At 51.9% G+C, this 18,413-nt stretch carries 18 protein-coding genes and 2 pseudogenes; 8 read left to right on the plus strand and 12 right to left on the minus strand.

What is annotated here, in order from left to right; genetic code table 11:
* Positions 1 to 91: 91 nt before the first annotated feature.
* Entirely contained in the window at positions 92 to 880 is a 789-nt protein-coding gene (gene ygiD, locus ACHHZ7_RS10470; protein ID WP_032945034.1) for a 4,5-DOPA dioxygenase extradiol, read from the plus strand.
* Positions 881 to 965: 85 nt separating this feature from the next.
* On the opposite strand, the gene ACHHZ7_RS10475 is transcribed toward ygiD, so the two are convergent.
* The 3 genes from ACHHZ7_RS10475 to tolC form a co-directional block, all read right to left on the minus strand.
* The gene (locus ACHHZ7_RS10475; protein WP_060683220.1) at positions 966 to 2,126 is read right to left on the minus strand and encodes a glutathionylspermidine synthase family protein; all 1,161 of its coding nucleotides are present in this window, start codon (positions 2,124 to 2,126) and stop codon (positions 966 to 968) included.
* A gap of 5 nt (positions 2,127 to 2,131) precedes the next feature.
* Positions 2,132 to 2,809: a DUF1190 family protein gene (locus tag ACHHZ7_RS10480; protein WP_003024591.1), complete on the minus strand. Its 678-nt coding sequence runs from the start codon at positions 2,807 to 2,809 to the stop codon at positions 2,132 to 2,134.
* Between the two features lie 147 nt (positions 2,810 to 2,956).
* Positions 2,957 to 4,435 (minus strand): outer membrane channel protein TolC, encoded by a 1,479-nt coding sequence (gene tolC, locus ACHHZ7_RS10485; protein WP_100247260.1) that lies wholly within the window; start codon positions 4,433 to 4,435, stop codon positions 2,957 to 2,959.
* A gap of 199 nt (positions 4,436 to 4,634) precedes the next feature.
* On the opposite strand from tolC, the gene nudF reads away from it, so the two are divergent.
* Genes nudF through parE form a run of 5 tightly spaced genes read left to right on the plus strand, consistent with a single transcriptional unit; the run spans position 4,635 to position 9,040 of the window.
* Positions 4,635 to 5,267, plus strand: coding sequence for an ADP-ribose diphosphatase (gene nudF, locus ACHHZ7_RS10490; protein WP_032945031.1), 633 nt, complete (start codon positions 4,635 to 4,637; stop codon positions 5,265 to 5,267).
* Complete coding sequence (locus tag ACHHZ7_RS10495) at positions 5,264 to 5,686, plus strand: DUF1249 family protein (RefSeq protein ID WP_060683221.1); 423 nt, start codon at positions 5,264 to 5,266, stop codon at positions 5,684 to 5,686. The genes nudF and ACHHZ7_RS10495 overlap by 4 nt, the downstream gene beginning before the upstream one ends.
* 24 nt (positions 5,687 to 5,710) lie before the next feature.
* On the plus strand, positions 5,711 to 6,538 hold the full coding sequence (gene cpdA / locus ACHHZ7_RS10500; RefSeq protein WP_008785825.1) for a 3',5'-cyclic-AMP phosphodiesterase: 828 nt from the start codon (positions 5,711 to 5,713) through the stop codon (positions 6,536 to 6,538).
* Positions 6,538 to 7,119: an esterase YqiA gene (gene yqiA, locus ACHHZ7_RS10505; RefSeq protein ID WP_003024575.1), complete on the plus strand. Its 582-nt coding sequence runs from the start codon at positions 6,538 to 6,540 to the stop codon at positions 7,117 to 7,119. The genes cpdA and yqiA overlap by 1 nt, the downstream gene beginning before the upstream one ends.
* A gap of 28 nt (positions 7,120 to 7,147) precedes the next feature.
* Positions 7,148 to 9,040, plus strand: coding sequence for a DNA topoisomerase IV subunit B (gene parE / locus ACHHZ7_RS10510; RefSeq protein WP_003024571.1), 1,893 nt, complete (start codon positions 7,148 to 7,150; stop codon positions 9,038 to 9,040).
* Between the two features lie 106 nt (positions 9,041 to 9,146).
* On the opposite strand, the gene ACHHZ7_RS10515 is transcribed toward parE, so the two are convergent.
* Together ACHHZ7_RS10515 and ACHHZ7_RS10520 are read right to left on the minus strand one after the other, a co-directional pair.
* Positions 9,147 to 9,461: a putative quinol monooxygenase gene (locus ACHHZ7_RS10515; RefSeq protein WP_003024557.1), complete on the minus strand. Its 315-nt coding sequence runs from the start codon at positions 9,459 to 9,461 to the stop codon at positions 9,147 to 9,149.
* Positions 9,462 to 9,491: 30 nt separating this feature from the next.
* Positions 9,492 to 10,073 carry an NAD(P)H-dependent oxidoreductase gene (locus tag ACHHZ7_RS10520; protein ID WP_060683222.1) on the minus strand — a complete coding sequence of 194 codons (582 nt, stop codon included), beginning with the start codon at positions 10,071 to 10,073 and terminating at the stop codon, positions 9,492 to 9,494.
* Between the two features lie 299 nt (positions 10,074 to 10,372).
* On the opposite strand from ACHHZ7_RS10520, the pseudogene ACHHZ7_RS10525 reads away from it, so the two are divergent.
* Positions 10,373 to 10,677: pseudogene (locus ACHHZ7_RS10525) on the plus strand (SymE family type I addiction module toxin).
* Between the two features lie 46 nt (positions 10,678 to 10,723).
* On the opposite strand, the gene ACHHZ7_RS10530 reads toward ACHHZ7_RS10525, so the two are convergent.
* The 3 genes from ACHHZ7_RS10530 to ACHHZ7_RS10540 all read right to left on the minus strand — a co-directional run bounded on the left by ACHHZ7_RS10530 (position 10,724) and on the right by ACHHZ7_RS10540 (position 11,835).
* Positions 10,724 to 11,101, minus strand: a complete 378-nt coding sequence (locus tag ACHHZ7_RS10530; RefSeq protein WP_060683774.1) for an Imm50 family immunity protein — start codon at positions 11,099 to 11,101, stop codon at positions 10,724 to 10,726.
* 10 nt (positions 11,102 to 11,111) lie between these two features.
* Positions 11,112 to 11,411 (minus strand): HNH/endonuclease VII fold putative polymorphic toxin, encoded by a 300-nt coding sequence (locus tag ACHHZ7_RS10535; protein ID WP_081003614.1) that lies wholly within the window; start codon positions 11,409 to 11,411, stop codon positions 11,112 to 11,114.
* A gap of 250 nt (positions 11,412 to 11,661) precedes the next feature.
* Positions 11,662 to 11,835: a hypothetical protein gene (locus ACHHZ7_RS10540; RefSeq protein ID WP_164091706.1), complete on the minus strand. Its 174-nt coding sequence runs from the start codon at positions 11,833 to 11,835 to the stop codon at positions 11,662 to 11,664.
* Positions 11,836 to 11,906: 71 nt separating this feature from the next.
* Here ACHHZ7_RS10540 and ACHHZ7_RS10545 point away from each other — a divergent pair, with 71 nt between their 5' ends.
* A complete protein-coding gene (locus tag ACHHZ7_RS10545) occupies positions 11,907 to 12,236 on the plus strand; it encodes a SymE family type I addiction module toxin (protein ID WP_060683223.1) in 330 nt (109 codons plus the stop codon).
* Positions 12,237 to 12,281: 45 nt separating this feature from the next.
* Here ACHHZ7_RS10545 and ACHHZ7_RS10550 read toward each other — a convergent pair whose 3' ends face one another.
* The 4 genes and pseudogenes from ACHHZ7_RS10550 to ACHHZ7_RS10565 all read right to left on the minus strand — a co-directional run bounded on the left by ACHHZ7_RS10550 (position 12,282) and on the right by ACHHZ7_RS10565 (position 18,274).
* Positions 12,282 to 12,668, minus strand: a complete 387-nt coding sequence (locus ACHHZ7_RS10550) for a hypothetical protein (protein WP_225623085.1) — start codon at positions 12,666 to 12,668, stop codon at positions 12,282 to 12,284.
* A 13-nt stretch (positions 12,669 to 12,681) separates the two neighbouring features.
* Positions 12,682 to 13,329: an RHS repeat-associated core domain-containing protein gene (locus ACHHZ7_RS10555; protein ID WP_225623084.1), complete on the minus strand. Its 648-nt coding sequence runs from the start codon at positions 13,327 to 13,329 to the stop codon at positions 12,682 to 12,684.
* Positions 13,330 to 14,375: 1,046 nt separating this feature from the next.
* Positions 14,376 to 17,096: pseudogene (locus ACHHZ7_RS10560) on the minus strand (PAAR-like domain-containing protein); the annotation flags it as partial.
* Positions 17,093 to 18,274 carry a DUF2169 domain-containing protein gene (locus ACHHZ7_RS10565; RefSeq protein WP_060683224.1) on the minus strand — a complete coding sequence of 394 codons (1,182 nt, stop codon included), beginning with the start codon at positions 18,272 to 18,274 and terminating at the stop codon, positions 17,093 to 17,095. The gene ACHHZ7_RS10565 and the pseudogene ACHHZ7_RS10560, both read right to left, overlap by 4 nt.
* Positions 18,275 to 18,413 lie beyond the last annotated feature (139 nt).

An 18,413-nucleotide genomic window follows, 5' to 3' on the forward strand; every position in this document is an offset into this window, starting at 1 on the left:
ATGATCTTCATCATGGTTATCTGAGTTCTTCATCAACCGAATAAGCGTATTGTGGTGGTATCAAAATGACTCCCTCAGTAAGGATATCATCATGTCTTCAACTCGTATGCCAGCATTGTTTTTGGGTCACGGTAGCCCGATGAATGTTCTGGAAGATAACGTTTATACCCGTGCCTGGCAGCAACTGGGGGAAACGTTGCCGCGTCCGAAAGCCATTGTGGTTGTCTCGGCGCACTGGTTCACCCGTGGAACGGGTGTGACAGCGATGGAAGCCCCCAAAACGATCCACGATTTTGGCGGTTTTCCGCAAGCATTATATGACACCCATTACCCGGCTCCTGGCTCGCCTGAACTGGCGCAGCATCTGGTTGACTTACTTGCTCCAGTGCCTGTGACCCTGGACAAAGAAGCCTGGGGTTTTGACCACGGTTCCTGGGGCGTGCTGATCAAGATGTATCCGAATGCGGACATTCCGATGGTGCAGTTGAGTATCGACAGCACCAAACCCGCGTCATGGCATTTTGAGATGGGCCGTAAGCTGGCGGCGCTGCGTGATGAGGGCATTATGCTGGTGGCCAGTGGTAACGTGGTGCATAACCTGCGCACTGCGCGTTGGCACGGTGAGAACACGCCTTATCCGTGGGCGACTTCATTCAATGACTATGTTAAGGCAAACCTGACATGGCAGGGACCGGTTGAGCAGCACCCATTGGTGAACTATCTCGATCATGAAGGTGGATCGTTGTCGAACCCGACGCCGGATCACTATCTGCCGCTGCTGTATGTACTCGGGGCTTGGGACGGTAAAGAGTCTGTCACGATCCCGGTAGATGGTATTGAGATGGGAAGTTTAAGTATGTTGTCGGTGCAGGTTGGATGATGAATGCCCGATGGCACTGCGCTTATCGGGCATTAAGTTCGCGTCGTAGGCCGGGTAAGGCGAAGCCACCACCCGGCACTTTCAATCATTCGACAAAAATATGCGGATAGAAACGTGACAGATCCTGCGTGATCAACGCGCGGTCTTCACGAATGCCGATCCCAGCTGGTTGATCGTTGATTAGCCAGCTGCCAATCAGCATATAGCTGTCGCCAAACTTCGGTAGCTGATGGAACTGCTGCACGATCATGCCTTCTTCACCGTACGGTCCTTCCACGGATTCGATCGTTTTACCGTTCTCAACGATGGAGACATTAGCCCCCTCGCGCGAGAAGATCGGTTTTACGACGAATTTATCCATCTGCGGATGGTCGTCTTCGGCGAAGTACGCTGGCAGCAGGTTCGGATGGTCCGGGAACATTTCCCATAACAGCGGCAACAGTGCTTTGTTGGAGATAATGCTCTTCCAGGCCGGTTCCAGCCAGCGAACGCCAGCATCTTCCAGCTTGGTGGAGAACATTTCACGCAGCATGAATTCCCAAGGATAGAGCTTGAACAGGTTAGAAATCACCTGATCCTGCATATCGGTGAACTGACCTTTTTCACCAAGACCAATATCTTCTACATAGAGGAATTCTGTAGCGATCTCAGCTTCGGCAGCGCAATCCTGCAGATACTGGATCGTACCGCGATCTTCTACCGTATCACGACAGCAGGTCAGATGAAGCAGTTGAAAACCATACTGCTCACGCAGCTCGGTGAAACGCTCGATCAGTTTTTCCTGCAGACTGTTGAACTGATCGCTGCCTTCCGGCAGGTTGCCCGCATTGAGCTGATCTTCCAGCCAGATCCACTGGAAAAACGCGGCTTCGTACAGCGAGGTTGGCGTATCGGCGTTGTTTTCTAAAAGCTTGGGTTCACCCGTGCCGTCCCACGCCAGATCGAGACGTGAATAGAGCGACGGTTGCTGTGTCTGCCAGGACTGGCGGACAAAGCCCCAGGTATGCTTCGGAATGCGAAACTTGGTCATCAACTCATCGCTGGCGATGACCTTTTCCACCACCTTGAGGCACATTTGATGCAGCTCTGCGGTGACCTCTTCCAGCTTTTCAACCTGAGCAAGAGTGAGCTTATAGTACGCTTCTTCACACCAGTACGGTTCGCCGTACATAGTGTGAAAATTGAAACCGTATTCGGTGGCTTTGTCGCGCCAGTCCGGGCGCTCAACAATACTGACTCTTTCCATGACGATCAGCCACCCATTGAACGTGTGGTGGTACCGCTTGCGCTACGCTGCATGGTGCTCTGTTTGGCCACAGATTCACCAAATCCGCCGCGGGTTACGGTAGAGGTGGTGGCAGGTTTCGGTGCCATAGCGGTTTTCGGTACGGTCATGGTGCGACCCGGCGTTGCTGCGCCGTAGTTTTTACCGCTGGCATCCGTGTATTTGCCGTAAGCCGGGCTGGCTGGGTTTTTCGAGCTGAACAGCGGTTGCTGAGCGCCCATTCCGCCGCCCATCAGTCGACCCATCATGTAGCCTGCCATCAGCGGCATCCAGAAGCTGCCGCTGCTTTGATTCTGCGCTTGAGCCTGGCCTTCACCGGTCGGCGCCATACCTGCTTGCGCAGGAGCCTGCTGGCACTGGCCTTCGCCGAATTCAGCGATACAGTCTTCACGAGTGGCGTATTTTGGCGCGGTACGTTCAGCTTCTTTCAGCGCATTGTTAAACGCGGTAGTACATTCGGCGCTTTTACCCGGATTCGCCGCAGAGCAGTCGTCAGCGTTCTGATAAAGCGAAACCGTTTCGTCGCTCTTTTCACAGCCCGCGAGCATAAACACAGCGGTAACTGCCAGGGCGACAGGAGTCAGATGGCGCGCGCTCCAGCTTTTGCGGAACGAGGCGTGATGTATAGATTTTGTCCGTTTCATTTATGTCTTCCAGTACCCAGTGGTAACTCTGCTCAGAATAGAGGATGACTGGTCGAAATTGAAGCGGTAAGAGGCGAGAATGCGGAAGAAGGGGCGGATCTTTACGTTGTCTTACGTTCAGACGGGGCCGAAGCCCCGTCATCAGCATCAGTTACGGAACGGGTTGTTGCCGGTGCTGCTGGTTGAACGTGCTGCTGTCGGCTGTGCCGCAGGCGTCGCGCTGTTGGACGTATAACCGTCCGCCGCGGCATCTTGCTGCGCGTTTTCCGGCGCGATCGTATCCGGAGTCGTGGATACTGGTTTACCCAGCGTATTGTTTAGTGCCACCAGATCCTGCTCGTTCAGCGTACCGAGCGCAGATTTGACGTTTAACTGGTTAATAAGATAGGTATAACGCGCATTCGCCAGTTGCTGCTTGGCGTTGTACAGCGTGGTGGTGGCATCCAACACATCCACAATGGTACGTGTACCTACGGAATAGCCAGCTTCCATCGCATCCAAAGAACTTTGTGCAGAGACAACCGCTTGTTTGTACGCGTTAATGCTACTGATAGACGCATTAATGTTGTTGAACGAAGAACGAACGGTCTGCACCACGCTGCGGTGTGCGCTTTCCAGTTGTTCACTCGCGCCAACAAAGTTGTACTGCGCTTGTTTCACCTGCGAGTTAACCATTCCGCCCTGGTACAGCGGCAGTGAGAAGCTCAGACCGATTTTATTCTGGCCCATGTTGCTGTCGTCATACTGGGAGGTGTTGGTTTTAGACCCGCTGTACGAGGTGTCAGATACCCCGGTAGAGGCGGTCAAATCCAGGGTCGGTAAATGACCATCCTGCGCCAGACGAATCTGCTCACGTGCCAGATCCTGGCTCAAACGGGCCTGCAATAACGACAGGTTGCGGTTTTCTGCTTCTTTCAGCAGCGCGTTCACCGCCTGCGGTTTGTTGGTTTTAAAACCATCAACGTTCAGTGAAGCCAGTTCCGGATAGTAGTTACCGGTTACCTGGCGCAGCTGTTCTACCGCGTTATCCAGATTGTTACGCGCGGTAACTTCATTCGCCAGTACAGTATCGTATTGTGAACGGGCGTTTTGTACGTCAGTGATGGCAACCAGGCCAACGTTAAAACGCTGAGTGGTCTGATCTAACTGACGATAGACCGCATCTTTCTGTGCCTGAGTGTAAGAAAGCACGTCAATTGCGTTTAGTACGTTAAAATAGGCCGTGGCGGTATTCAGGATCAGCGTTTGCTGATCGGTCTGATAGGTCACGTCCTGGATGCCCGCTGATTTTTCTTGCAGCGTCAGGGCACGCCATTTAGACATGTCAAAAATAGACTGAGTTAACTGCAAAGATGCGCTGGTGGCGTTGGAGTTGACGCCATTTGCATCACGGTAGCCATTGCTGTAGGTGTAATCGGCACCTAAACCCAGTTGCGGCAGTAATGGGCTACGCGCTTCGTTAATTTTTTCGAATGCAGCATCGCGATCGGCGGCGGATTTACGCAATTCCGGGTTGCTCAGGCGTGCTTGCTGATAAACCTGCATCAGGTTTTCTGCCTGGCTCAAAGTACTGAACCCCGACAGGCTCAGGCCGATAAGGATGGGGAGCAATTTCTTCATTTGCATTCCTTGTTGTGAAGCAGTATTTAGCGCTGATCAAATTGTAAAAATATTTGCTGATTCTAGCAGAATCCGCCACTTCAAAAAGTTGGCGTTACGTGCCATACGGCGTTAATTTGCATCAATTTAACACAAGGGCGTTCAAACATCAGTCAAACGACCTTGAAATTCACATTTTAATCACTATTGGTTTCAGGACAGCACAATGCGTAAACCAGACAACTTGCCAATGACTTTCACTAAAAATGATGTAGAAATTATTGCACGAGAAAAGCTATACCGCGGTTTTTTTTCACTGGATCTTTATCGGTTTCGCCATCGCCTGTTTAACGGGGGGATGAGCGGCGAGGTAACGCGCGAAATTTTTGAGCGCGGACACGCGGCAGTCTTGCTACCCTTTGACCCTGAGCGAGATGAAGTTGTGCTGGTCGAGCAGATCCGTATCGCGGCATTTGATACCAGCGAAAGCCCGTGGTTACTGGAAATGGTGGCCGGGATGATCGAAGAGGGCGAAACCGTTGAAGATGTAGCCCGTCGTGAAGCAATGGAAGAGGCCGGGCTGGAAGTTAAGCGGACGAAGCCCGTTCTGAGCTATCTGGCAAGCCCGGGTGGCACCAGTGAGCGCCTGTCTATTTTAGTCGGCGAAGTGGACGCCACGACCGCGAGCGGGATCCATGGTCTGGCTGATGAAAACGAAGATATTCGTGTTCATGTGGTAAGCCGGGAACAGGCTTACCAATGGGTAGAAGAGGGGAAAATCGACAACGCAGCGTCTGTCATCGCCTTGCAATGGTTACAGCTGCACTATCAAGAGTTAAAAACTGAGTGGAAAAAATGAAGCGTTACACACCTGACTTCCCTGAAATGATGCGTCTGTGCGAAACCAACTATTCGCAATTGCGCCGCCTGCTGCCACGTAATGAAGCAGCCGGTGAAACAGTGAGCTATCAGGTAGCAAACGCACAATATCGGTTAACGATCGTGGAATCGACCCGATACACTACGCTTGTTGCGATCGAACAAACGGCACCGGCCGTCACATACTGGAGCCTGCCTTCATTGACCGTGCGCCTGTATCATGACGCAAGGGTGGCTGAAGTGTGTTCAAGTCAGCAGATCTTTCGCTTCAAAGCGCGGTATGATTATCCAAATAAAAAGTTGCATCAACGCGACGAAAAGCATCAAATTAATCAGTTTTTGGCCGACTGGTTACGGTACTGTTTAGCACATGGAGCGATGGCGATTCCGGTTTATTAGCGTCGTGAAACCTAAGGACACCATTTGGAAAGCCTGTTAACCCTTCCTTTGGCTGGTGAGGCCAGAGTCAGGATCTTACAAATTACAGACACTCACCTGTTTGCCGAAAAGCATGAAACGCTGCTGGGTGTGAACACCTGGGACAGCTATCAATCCGTACTGGATGCAATACATGCAGAGTCGCCTGAGTACGATCTGATCGTCGCGACGGGTGATTTGGCGCAGGATCAATCCGCTGCGGCTTATCAGCATTTTGCTGAGGGCATCGCAAGTTTTCGTGCGCCCTGCGTTTGGCTACCGGGCAATCACGATTTTCAGCCGGCAATGTACAGCGCGCTGCAGGATGCGGGCATTTCCCCGGCCAAACGCGTTTTCATTGGCGAACAGTGGCAAATCTTGCTGCTCGACAGCCAGGTGTTCGGCGTTCCCCACGGTGAGTTAAGTGAATTCCAGCTCGAATGGCTGGAGCGTAAACTTGCTGATGCGCCAGAGCGTAATACCTTGCTGCTTCTGCATCATCATCCTCTGCCTGCGGGCTGCAGCTGGCTCGATCAGCACAGTCTGCGTAATGCCGCTGAGCTGGATAACGTGCTGGTGAATTATCCTCGCGCCAGGTATCTATTGTGCGGGCATATTCATCAGGAACTGGATCTGGACTGGAACGGTCGCCGTCTGCTGGCGACGCCGTCGACCTGCGTGCAATTTAAACCGCACTGTTCCAACTTCACATTGGATACCATCAGCCCAGGCTGGCGGACGCTGGAGCTTTTTGCCGACGGGACGTTGCAGACTCAGGTACGTCGTCTGCAGGGTAATCGGTTCCACCCTGATACCGCTTCAGAAGGCTACTGATGTCTACGCTTCTCTATCTTCACGGATTTAATAGCTCTCCTCGTTCGGCGAAGGCGTGTTTACTGAAAAACTGGCTGGCGGAACACCACCCGCACGTTGAGATGATCGTGCCGCAGCTACCTCCGTATCCTGCGCAAGCCGCAGAGATGCTGGAATCGATCATTCTTGAACACGGCGGAGAGTCGCTGGGGATTGTCGGTTCCTCTTTAGGCGGCTATTACGCCACCTGGCTGTCGCAATGTTTTATGCTGCCGGCAGTGGTGGTGAACCCTGCCGTACGGCCTTATGAACTGCTGGTCGACTATCTCGGTCAAAACGAGAACCCCTACACGGGGCAGCAATATGTGCTAGAGTCACGCCATATTTACGATCTTAAAGTCATGCAGATTGACCCGCTGGAAGCGCCGGATTTGATCTGGCTGCTCCAACAAACGGGCGATGAAGTGTTGGACTACCGCCAGGCGGTGGCATATTACGCCTCCTGCCGTCAGACAGTTATTGAGGGCGGAAACCACGCATTCACGGGCTTCGAAGATTATTTCAACCCGATTGTCGATTTCCTTGGACTGCACAGTTTCTGACGATCAATTCGAATTGCTTATTTAAACCATGACGCAAACTTATAACGCTGATGCCATTGAGGTACTCACTGGGCTTGAGCCGGTACGCCGTCGCCCTGGGATGTACACCGATACGACCCGTCCGAACCATCTTGGGCAGGAAGTGATTGATAACAGTGTGGATGAAGCACTGGCGGGCCACGCAAAACGCGTGGACGTGATCTTACATGCCGACCAGTCTCTGGAAGTCATTGATGACGGACGCGGCATGCCGGTAGATATTCACCCTGAAGAAGGCGTTCCGGCGGTTGAGCTGATCCTCTGTCGTCTGCACGCGGGCGGCAAGTTCTCTAACAAGAACTACCAGTTCTCTGGTGGTCTGCACGGTGTGGGTATCTCCGTTGTTAACGCCCTGTCCAAACGTGTGGAAGTGAACGTGCGCCGCGACGGGCAGGTATACAACATCGCGTTTGAGAATGGCGATAAAGTGCAGGATTTACAGGTTGTCGGTACCTGCGGCAAACGCAATACCGGGACCAGCGTGCACTTCTGGCCGGATGAAAGCTTCTTTGACAGCCCGCGTTTTTCTGTTTCGCGCTTAACGCACGTACTGAAAGCAAAAGCGGTACTGTGCCCAGGCGTTGAGATCACTTTTAAGGATGAGGTCAACAACAGCGAACAGCGCTGGTGCTACCAGGATGGTTTAAATGACTATCTGAGCGAAGCGGTGAATGGCCTACCGACGCTGCCGGAAAAACCGTTTATCGGTAATTTCAGCGGTGAGACGGAGACGGTGGACTGGGCGCTGCTCTGGCTGCCGGAAGGCGGCGAGCTGCTGACCGAAAGCTATGTGAACCTGATCCCAACCATGCAGGGCGGTACGCACGTTAACGGTCTGCGTCAGGGACTGCTGGATGCGATGCGCGAGTTCTGCGAATACCGTAACATCCTGCCGCGTGGCGTGAAGCTGTCGGCGGAAGATATCTGGGATCGCTGTGCTTACGTGCTGTCGGTAAAAATGCAGGATCCGCAGTTTGCCGGACAAACCAAAGAGCGCCTCTCTTCGCGTCAGTGTGCGGCATTCGTCTCTGGCGTGGTGAAAGATGCATTCAGCCTGTGGCTGAACCAGAACGTGCAGTCAGCCGAACTGCTGGCTGAGATGGCGATTTCCAGCGCGCAGCGTCGTCTGCGTGCAGCGAAAAAAGTAGTGCGTAAAAAGCTGACCAGCGGTCCGGCACTGCCGGGTAAACTGGCGGACTGTACCGCACAGGATCTTAATCGCACCGAACTGTTCCTTGTCGAAGGTGACTCGGCGGGCGGATCGGCCAAGCAGGCGCGCGATCGTGAATATCAGGCGATCATGCCGCTGAAAGGTAAGATCCTCAATACCTGGGAAGTCTCTTCCGATGAAGTGCTGGCTTCGCAGGAAGTTCACGATATTTCCGTGGCGATCGGTATCGATCCGGACAGCGACGATCTGAGCCAATTGCGCTACGGCAAGATCTGTATCCTGGCGGATGCGGACTCCGATGGTCTGCACATCGCTACGCTGCTGTGCGCGCTGTTTGTGAAGCACTTCCGCACGCTGGTGAAACACGGTCACGTCTACGTGGCGCTGCCGCCGTTATACCGTATCGACCTCGGCAAAGAGGTCTATTACGCGCTGACGGAAGAAGAGAAAGCGGGCGTACTGGAGCAGTTAAAGCGTAAGAAAGGCAAGCCGAACGTGCAGCGCTTTAAAGGTCTGGGTGAAATGAACCCGATGCAGCTTCGTGAAACTACGCTGGATCCGAACACCCGTCGCCTGGTGCAGCTCATTATCGATGATGAAGACGATCAGCGTACCAACGCAATGATGGATATGCTGCTGGCCAAGAAGCGTTCTGAAGATCGTCGTAACTGGTTGCAGGAGAAAGGCGACCTGGCGGATCTCGAAGGGTAATTGCATGTAGAAAAGCCGGAGACGGGCGTAAAATGCCTTATCCGGCTCTCATCTGACGAAGCGATTTATGCCGGATAGCTAAGCGTCACCCGGCAAATCGACAATCTTAAATGCCCGACTCCAGAATACGAATATTCATGTCCAGCACGTCACCTTTCACGGCTTCGCTGTAGGCTTTCATATGCGGGGTCTGCAAATGCGCTTCAAGATGCGCGATGCTTTCCCACTGCTCAACCATCACGATTGAATCTGGTGCTGTAGTCTGAAAACTCACACCTGCGGCATGATCCACCATCGGCGCATAGCCGTGGCAGCCTTCTTCTTTCAGTACGGTCGGAACGATTTTGGCAAACTGATCCAGTACCGCCTGGCGGTGATGTTGACCTGGACGTGTACGGATTTCTGCAATAACGGTAAGCATGGTTAACTCCTTCTAATTCCAGGTTACCAGTTAACCAAAAATTTCGGTCAGATGCTTGCGATATTCTGCGATATAACGCGGGACGTCCGGCATTTTAATCACGTCATTGGTGATAAAGGTCGGCAGCGCTTCCATTCCCAGGAACTGGTTTGCTTTATGGAAAGGGAGATAGACGCCATCAACGCCAACGCCATGGAAGAACTGGTCTTTTTCAGTGAAGGCTTCCATCGGTGCGTTCCAGGTCAGGGACAGCATGTATTTTTTGCCCTGAATCAGCCCGCCGGAGCCGTATTTTTTAGAGGCATCTGAACGTGTGCGGCCGTCGCTGGCGTACAGCGTACCGTGACCTTCGGTAAACACGTCATCGATGTATTTTTTCACGGTCCACGGTGCGCCCATCCACCAGCCAGGCATCTGCCAGATAACCGCATCGGCCCAGACGAAATTCTGCACTTCTGCTTTTACGTCATAATCGCTGTCTGCGCGTACGACTTTAACATCATGCCCGAGGTCGCGCAGGATACCGTCCGCGACCTCGGTCAGGGTGTCATTCAGTTGACCATTAGAATGGCCGAATTTTTTCGCCCCGTTGATAATCAGAATGTTGCCCATTTTGTGTCCTCAAGGAAATACGTTTGAGGACGATTTTACTCCCACCAGCGGTGCGGTGAAATTAGCAAAATGTGCAAAGTCTTTTGCTGTTTGAGCAATAATATTTTTGGTGAGTGAGCAATTTTGCAGTGACACTGGTGACCATTATTGCCTGGTGAAGCATGTTGCTACGTTGATTGCACAGATTAAGACCTGTCAGGCACCTGAAACCCGTTTCATAAAATTATATCCTAATTAACAACAGGTTGGAGTGATTTTTCAGGTGGTATTGCTATACCTCGTCAGTATACCACCAGGACCTGTCATTCCCTTTTTCTCTGCCGTCCGTTTTCATCTATGTAACCAAAAGGTATATCGGTCATAAAGTCGGCTATGTAGGTATTTCCCGCGCTAACCGTAAAACCAAAGTCCCCATGGGATATACACGCTCCCCAGCCTGCACCTTAAAGGCGACTGGCTGGAAGAGGCGGGATTTGAGACCGGGCGCGGCGTGACAGTGAAGATCTCGGAGGGGGGCGGGAGCTGCGGGAGCAGCTTTATCAGGCTAAACAGGTGGTTAAGGAGATTAAGGACGTGATTGTTTAGTGGATTGAACGAAAATTAAATAATAAAAAAGCCGGGAAGATTTAAGATCTGTCCCGACTTTTATTTTATTGACTGATATATACTGAAGGCCCCATCAGTTGTATGTGAGAACACTTAAGATTTAAAAAAATATCAGTTCCTTTTACTAAAACCTCATTGTTATTAGTATCTATCTCTATTTTTGCCAACATATCTATAGACATGCCATCTATTTTTAAATATTTAACTCCGCTACAATTTATACCGCATCTACATCTATTATAACCTTTAACCCATTTCGGGGGCGGGTTATCTGGTAATTCATTAACTAAGTCAAAAGTTATTAATACCGTAGCAGCTTCACGATCTATTTTGATGTCAAAAATATCGATTTCATTTACTTCAATATTTTTGGTGAAAACCTTATTAAACAACACGCTACCATCAATATCATTCCAGTACACGATGCCCTCCTCAAAATTCATAATGATCCAATGTACCAGGAACCGAACCCGTTCGAATATTTTCGATTGGTCTTACTTTTAAATGAGAACCTTGATCTCCTATTCCATTAGGATAAGAGTGTCCAGCAGAGTGGTCCTGGATGATAATTTTAGAGCCATCCGATCTGGTAAATTGATATTCTCTTGTCCAAACTTGTTTGCCATTGCTATCAAAAATAGGATTTTTTCTGGAATCAGTCATTGGTACATTTCTGTGATCACCATAAAATCCAGTTTTAGAATTAAATATTCTATCTGGTTGTTGATTCATTGGAATACCAGTATCTCTTTTCGCAGCTCTGAAAGCTTCATTTCTAGATCCAAATTTAGGTGGACAACAAGCCAATCCCAGCGGATCTACATATTTTAATGGATTTGGTACGTAAGCGTAAGGATTCAGTCCCCCCGCCAGCCCTATCGGGTCATAGGAGCGATTCCGGTGCCATCATACTTTTTAACACGCTACCGCCCGCGCCGTTTCTGGCTTCCCGGTCATCACCTTTTACTTATTTAACAGCACGTTAACCCAACTTTCCCGACGTGCGTTTTAACGCCCGGTCATCATAGCACCCACACGCGATCCGCGCATTATTATGCTGCCGTTGCGGGGCCAGACGCGCAGCGGCTGGCCCCGCCAGAGGCCCGCAGCACACACCGCCGTTACGCAGTAACGCTGCGCCTACAGTGCGGATCATGGGAACCCGTGACGGCTGGCGCGGGGTGATTACCGCCGCTCACCACAAGCAACTAATCGAGGTAGTTAATCATGGCTGAACACGATATTACGCCAGAAGTCACCATTTCCAAAACCCAGCGTCATTACCAGGTGGGCTATGTCAGCGTCCGCCACGAAAACAGCAAAACCGGCATGACCACCTATTACTCGCGCAGCCCCAGCCTGCACCTTAAAGGCGACTGGTTAAAGGAAGCGGGATTTGATACCGGGACGAGCGTGACCGTGAAGGTTTCGGAAGGATGCTTGACTCTGATTGTGGAGACAGACGAAGTGAGGGAATTACGGAAGGAACTTTATCAGGTGAAGCAGTCTGTGAAGAGTATTAAGAAGGGAATAAAAAGTGTGGTGAGCGGGGATTAAATAATAAAAGCCGGGAAGATCATAACGACCTTCCCGACATGGGATTTATAACGGATAATCATCAACATAGGATGAATCAACAAAATTATCTATAGATAATTTATTTTCATCTAAGTATCTAATTAAATCATCTACTGTATTTAATTTTATATAGTTTCCGACCATATCGTATGATGGGTCAAAATCATTTTCTATATCTGATACTAAAAAAGATGATTTTCTTAATTTAAAGGCAGCGCTATCATAATCACAATAATTTGAATATGGAGAATTACCTAGCATTGCATAGCTATCTGTTCTGAATGGATAGATTGGTTTTAATTCATCCACCAATGAAACCTCAACCCACGTTCTATAATCAATACTACCAGATGCTACTTCAAGAAGGAGCGTTCTACCGCGTAATAGATGATCTATATTTTTATGTTTCATATAAATACCCCGATTACTCCCATGGGAAGAATATATGTATTACTTTACCATCATGCTGATGTATCTGGAGATGAGGAAGATCTCCATCAGGATTTCCCGGCCCATGACCTGCAACTCTACCTGGATTCGATGAATCCATTACATCATCCCAATGATAAGTACCTGCTTTGGTTTTGTTATTTGTCAGAAAGTCCATTAGGTTTTTAGTACTGGGACCACTTTCGCCAGTCATATTCCTATATCCATCACCAACATACCGATCCAAGAATAGTTGCTCTGCATCGCTTCTTGATCTGACCGTAACTTTACTTGCACCAGAATCTAATAAACGATTTGCTTTATCTGGACATACGCAAGCCAATCCAAGCAGGTCGATATATTTTAGTGGATTCGATACGTAACTATAGGGATTAATACCCCCACGTAGCCCTATCGGGTCCGCGCACAGATACTGCCCTGTCCCGCAATCATAGTACCGGAACCGGTTGTAGTACAGTCTCGATTCAGCATCCTCATACTGTCCCGGAAAACGCAGGCGACAGGCGGGCGCATCATCTTTGTTCCTGCCTTCTTCACGGCCCCAGAGTTGTTGCTTACCGCGCCAGACTATCGTACCGTCTTCCGTCAGCAGTTCCTGAATACGTCCAACTGCATCAGTCACTGCATAGTGCAGCTGTCTTTTCTCATAACGTGCCAGTGGCGTGAAGCTGCCCGGTTCGTAAATCCAGCGAATGGCATTTTCATCTTCCGGTTTACCATCAGGACCAACAGGAATCTCGCCCGTTAGCTGGTCACCGTTCCAGTGAAAATCCCTGCCGGGTTTATCCCGGTTAATGCAGCGCTTGCTGATGCGCCTGCCGAACGGGTCGTATTTGTACTCCCAGCGTTCGCCCTCTGGTGTTTCCAGCCCGGTAAGCTGACTTCGTGCATCCCAGCGGTAGCGCCACTGGAGTGGGCGGTAGCCGCCTTTATCAACCCGTTTTCCACCAGGCGACCATTAGCATCGTATTTCCAGGTGGTCTGCTCATCCCGGATGACTCTGACAAATTTACCTTCTTCCGGCATCCCGCTGTCAGGGTTTATACGATGTGTTGAGTGCCGCCATTCTTTGTACTCCCTGGACGTCACCCGGCCATGCAGCTGGCGCTGGTGCGCCTCACTTTCCATCACCTCATTCATCCAGGTCTGGCGGCGGGAGATATTAAGATTCTGGTCGTAAGTAAAGCGCTCTTCCTGCATGGGGATGTTACTGCTGCCGGTCCAGGTGGCGTGGCTTATCTGGTCGTTTGCCGTCACGCTGTTGACCATCGTTCCGCGCAGCGAGTCCGATATCATCGTCAGGTTGTACGCTTTGTCATACAGCCACTGGCGGTGCAGGGTGTTATTGCGCCGGTAGTGCGGATTCTGTTCGTTCAGGTCACCAGCCTGCTGTTCCGTCAGCATCCCGGTGTGAGTGTAACTCTGGCGGAGGCTGAACCCGGCTTCACTCTGCCGCGATATTTCCTGGCCGCACAGGTCGTGCTCAAAAATCAGGGGAGCATGGTCCGCTATCTGCCACGAGGTCAGGTCACCCATAAGACTGCGGGTAAAGTGCTCAGTAATACCGGCGGTGGTGCGCTGCGAGACCGTATCCTGTACGGCATCGTACTGATATTCAGTGCGCCTGCCGTTAAGGGTTTCGGCAGTGACCCGGCTGGCGTCGTCATATTCATACGTGACGGTGGCATCGTCGTTGCGGGCTTCTGTCAGGCGGCAGAGAGTATCGTAAGTAAACGTTGTACGACTGAGTACCCGGTCACTGCCGCCCTGGGTCACTTCCTCGTGGGTCACCTGGTTTGTGACACTGTACTGGCGGTTCAGGTGAGTGCCGTCGGGGAAGGTGGTGCAGATGCAGCGCCCGGCGGCATCATAGCTATAGGTTAACGTGCGCCCGGTAAAGTCGGTTTCAGCGACAAGCTGCCCGGCTTTATCGTATTCGAGGCGGTAGCGTTCACCTTCGGCGTTGGTGATTTCAGTCAGGCGGGTGAGTTTATCGTAACGGCACTCCAGCCGTTCGCCGTCCGGGCGGACAACAGCGGTCAGCAGGTCAAACGCGCCATATTCGTAGCGGGTGGTTTTACCTTCGCCATCGGTGACGCTTTCCGGCAGCTTTTCGCTGTTCTGGCGCATCAGTTCGCGCACACCGTCCGGGCGGCTGATTTCTTCCACGCTGCCCTGAGGCCCGGCATGGCTCTGACTGTGGCGGAACAGGGTGGTGAAGCCCAGCGGGTCTTTCACGCTCAGCAGTCTGCCCAGAACGTCCTGTTCGGTCTGCGTCACGCCGCCGTCCGGCGCGGTGGTCTCCCTGAGCTGATGCAGTGCATTGTAATTCCACTGCCAGGTGGCACCGCCCGGCATAATCTGCCGGAGTAAATCGCCCTGTTTGCTGTAGCTGAACTGCTGCTGACGTCCCAGCGGGTCGGTCAGGCTGACGATACTGCCTTTCTCGTCGTAAGCCCACCGCCAGACCTGATTACCCGGTGCGGTCAGCCGGGTGAGTTGACCGTGTTCGTTATAGTCGTAATACAGACTGTAGCCGCCCGGCAGAGCAATCTGGCGGATATCGCCTTCGTCGTTGTACTGATATTGCGTAGTACGTCCCAGCGCATCGGTGCGGGACTGAAGCTGCGTGTTCTCCCAGACGGTGATTTCTTCCCGGCCCAGCGGGTCGAGGCTGCGGGTGACCAGGCCATCTTCGTTATACCAGTAGCGGGTTTCCCCGCCTTCGGCATCAAGGTAGGTGGTGCAGTGTTCCTCATCGTTATAGACAAAGTGGTCGTTATAATAGCCTTCCGGCGTGGAGACATGGGTGACCCGGCCTGCTTCATCATAGCGATAATTAACCTGGGTTTTATCCGTGTCCTGCCAGCGGGTCATCAGACCCTCTGGGGTATATTCGTGCCACAGGTGCGTGAACTGGAACGTGTCACACTCCGCCAGAAAGCCGTTATCGTCGTATTTACAGGTCACCAGCCGCTGGCGCTGCGGCACGACCAGGTCAATGCTCATTAGCTGCTGTTGCTGCCAGTCGAGCACGAGGGTGTAACCGTCGCTGTGGCGGATTTCTGTCAGTTGTGTTTCTGTGCGGATAAAATCAATCCGGTTGCCGTAGCTGTCGTGAATGGCAGACAGTAAGTAAATACCGGCGTCTGTCGGAGAAAAAACTCGCGTCTGCTGTGAGCGGCGGTCAAAGAGGGTGAGCTCACTGCGCATGATACCGGATAACCGGTAACGCGTCTGACGGGAATTAACGGCCCCGTGAAAAACACCATCCTGTGGCATGGGGTACCGGAGTACCACGCCTTCATGGTCGGTAAAACACAGATTATCGTTTTGTAACGTCAGCGACTGGGACCAGTCATCTGACCACATGCCTCCAAACAAACCCTTTTTCTTGGCGCGTGAGCGGTAAAACCGTGACAGTCCGAGCGGGACAGAACCCGGAATGTGCAGGACATTCAGTTGCTGGAGCAGACTGCCACTCACCACATCAACCGGATCGCTGCGGCACGTCAGGAAGTCACCCTCAAACTCTTCCCCCTGTCCGGCCTTTCTTTTTCCCTTCCCTTTTATGATGGCGCCATCCATGTCTGCGCCACCGGCAGTTCTCAGTGAAAAAGCCATGAACAGACTTTGCGCGGTAGTCATCAGCCCCTGATTTTCAGGCGTATTCATGGCATTAAAGGTGTCCAGCGCTTCCCCACCAACCTGCTCTGCCATGTTTTGCGCGGCTTCCGGCGTTGTATTGTAACGGGCAGCGGCGTTGAGCATTGCGCCAATAGCCGCGCTGTTCATTACGCCATCCTGACTATGATCGGTAAAAAAATCAGTGACTTGTTGCTTAATTGCCTGCGCTGTTTCAGCCATGGACTGCGCTTCCAGTCTTCGTGACTCAGCTTCGCGTTCATAAGCACGGGACAGCGTGTCCATAAACGTCTGCTCTTCCGCAGTTTCAGATCTGATTTCCGGGTCTGCCTCTTTTGCCATGATACTGGCGGCAGGTGGCTGGCCGATAATGATGCCGGTGGTATTGCGGGCGTTCATCCAGAACGTATCAAAGTGACGCAGAACGGGCCTGCCGCTGACTCTGAAGGTGGTGCTGTGTTCCAGCGGTTCGCAGATATCACCCACCGTACCGCTCTTCACTCCCTTAGCCACACCCGGCTCATCGCCTTTTGTCGCGGGAACGAAACTTTGATCCAGTACCAGCACCGGGTGTCCGTTCGCTTTGACTGACGGGACAACCCGCACCGCATCACCCAGACTGGCGGTAACAGGATAAGGGACGGGCGGCGTGGCCGGGCCCATCGGGGTTTTACAGACATCCGGTGTCAGGCTGATGGCCGTCCACAGCCCGTCCTGGCGGGCGATATAATTCTTCGCCATCATTCTTCTCCTGTCACGTGATAACGGGCTTCCATCACCCGCACTGACGAATTAACGGGTAACAGACATCGCCAGGTCTGTTCGATGGTCAGGGCGTCCGTGTCAATAAGCAGCGTGTCGGTCCACATCATCTGCGGAATACATTCGCCAGAGTCCATCCGCAGCAGAATGGCGGCCCGACTGGCGGGTAAGGTAAAACTGATATCACCCTCAGGATGCAGGCCACTCAGGACGAACCTTGTACCGGGGGCCGGAAAAGGAATTTGCTGGTCATGCGGGGCTGCGTTCCAGTAGCGGAAATTAAAATCCTCCGGCAGGCCTGGATGGCGGTTTTCCAGCCATTCCCGGTCATAAGTCCCGGCCAGCGGCAGCCGGGGTAGCCATGTACGGCCAATGGCACCAAAACCCGCAGGCTGAAATTCAGGTGCAGACCCGTCTGCTTTCCCGTCCAGGCAGGCAATAAAATGATGAAGGGTGAATGGATATTCAACAGAGATGATTCGGGGCGCTTCGGCCTGCTGGATTTTACCGGCCTGCTGATACCACGGCTGTATAAAGCCCAGCCCCAGAGGGTTTACCGGGCAGACCGTGTGTGCCAGCGGGGGATTATATGGTTCAGGGTGTACGCGCCGTTGTTCGTCGGTAAGACGGTATTCTGCCGGGATGCGGTCAGCATATTCGCTGTCAGGTTCGATGCGACATTCACCGCCAAAGGCGTAGTGATAATTCAGCGGCAGGGAGGTAAATGGCTCCGGCTCTGTTTCATGCCATTGTCCGGTTATTGGCTGTTGCCGGTAAAAATGCTGGCCGGTGATAAGCAGTCTTTTGTCCAGTATCATTTCACCCGATGGGGCGTGTATTAATACACCGGCGAGCGTTTCTGGCGCAGCGACGCCATTCGGGGTGTAAGCCGTTCCATTAACGATGATGTCGCAAACGGGTTTGAAGGGGGCAAGGTCACTTTCCTGCCTCACCGGAGAAGTATTTAATTCCCCGAAAAATTTATCTTCCAGGCATAACGGCAGCGCCGGATATTCCATCAGCAGAGTCCGCCACTGGCCATCACCGTCCGGCACAATACGAAAACCGGTTTTCATGGCAATGACGTGATACCGCTCGCCATGTTTATCGGCCATCGCATATTCCATCACTGAGAATGGCGTCAGATTACGAAATTCCATTTCATTTATACCTGAGTGATATTGAATTATGATTGTTATATTTCTGGTGCTTATTAATTAAATGTATCGCTATTATGAGAATGGCAATAATTAAAAACCTGTTTCTAAATATGTTTGTTGATATTAGTCATGGTCGTGA

Origin of the sequence: Citrobacter freundii complex sp. 2024EL-00216 (assembly GCF_043945515.1) — a bacterium.
In the GTDB taxonomy this organism is placed as follows: domain Bacteria; phylum Pseudomonadota; class Gammaproteobacteria; order Enterobacterales; family Enterobacteriaceae; genus Citrobacter; species Citrobacter portucalensis.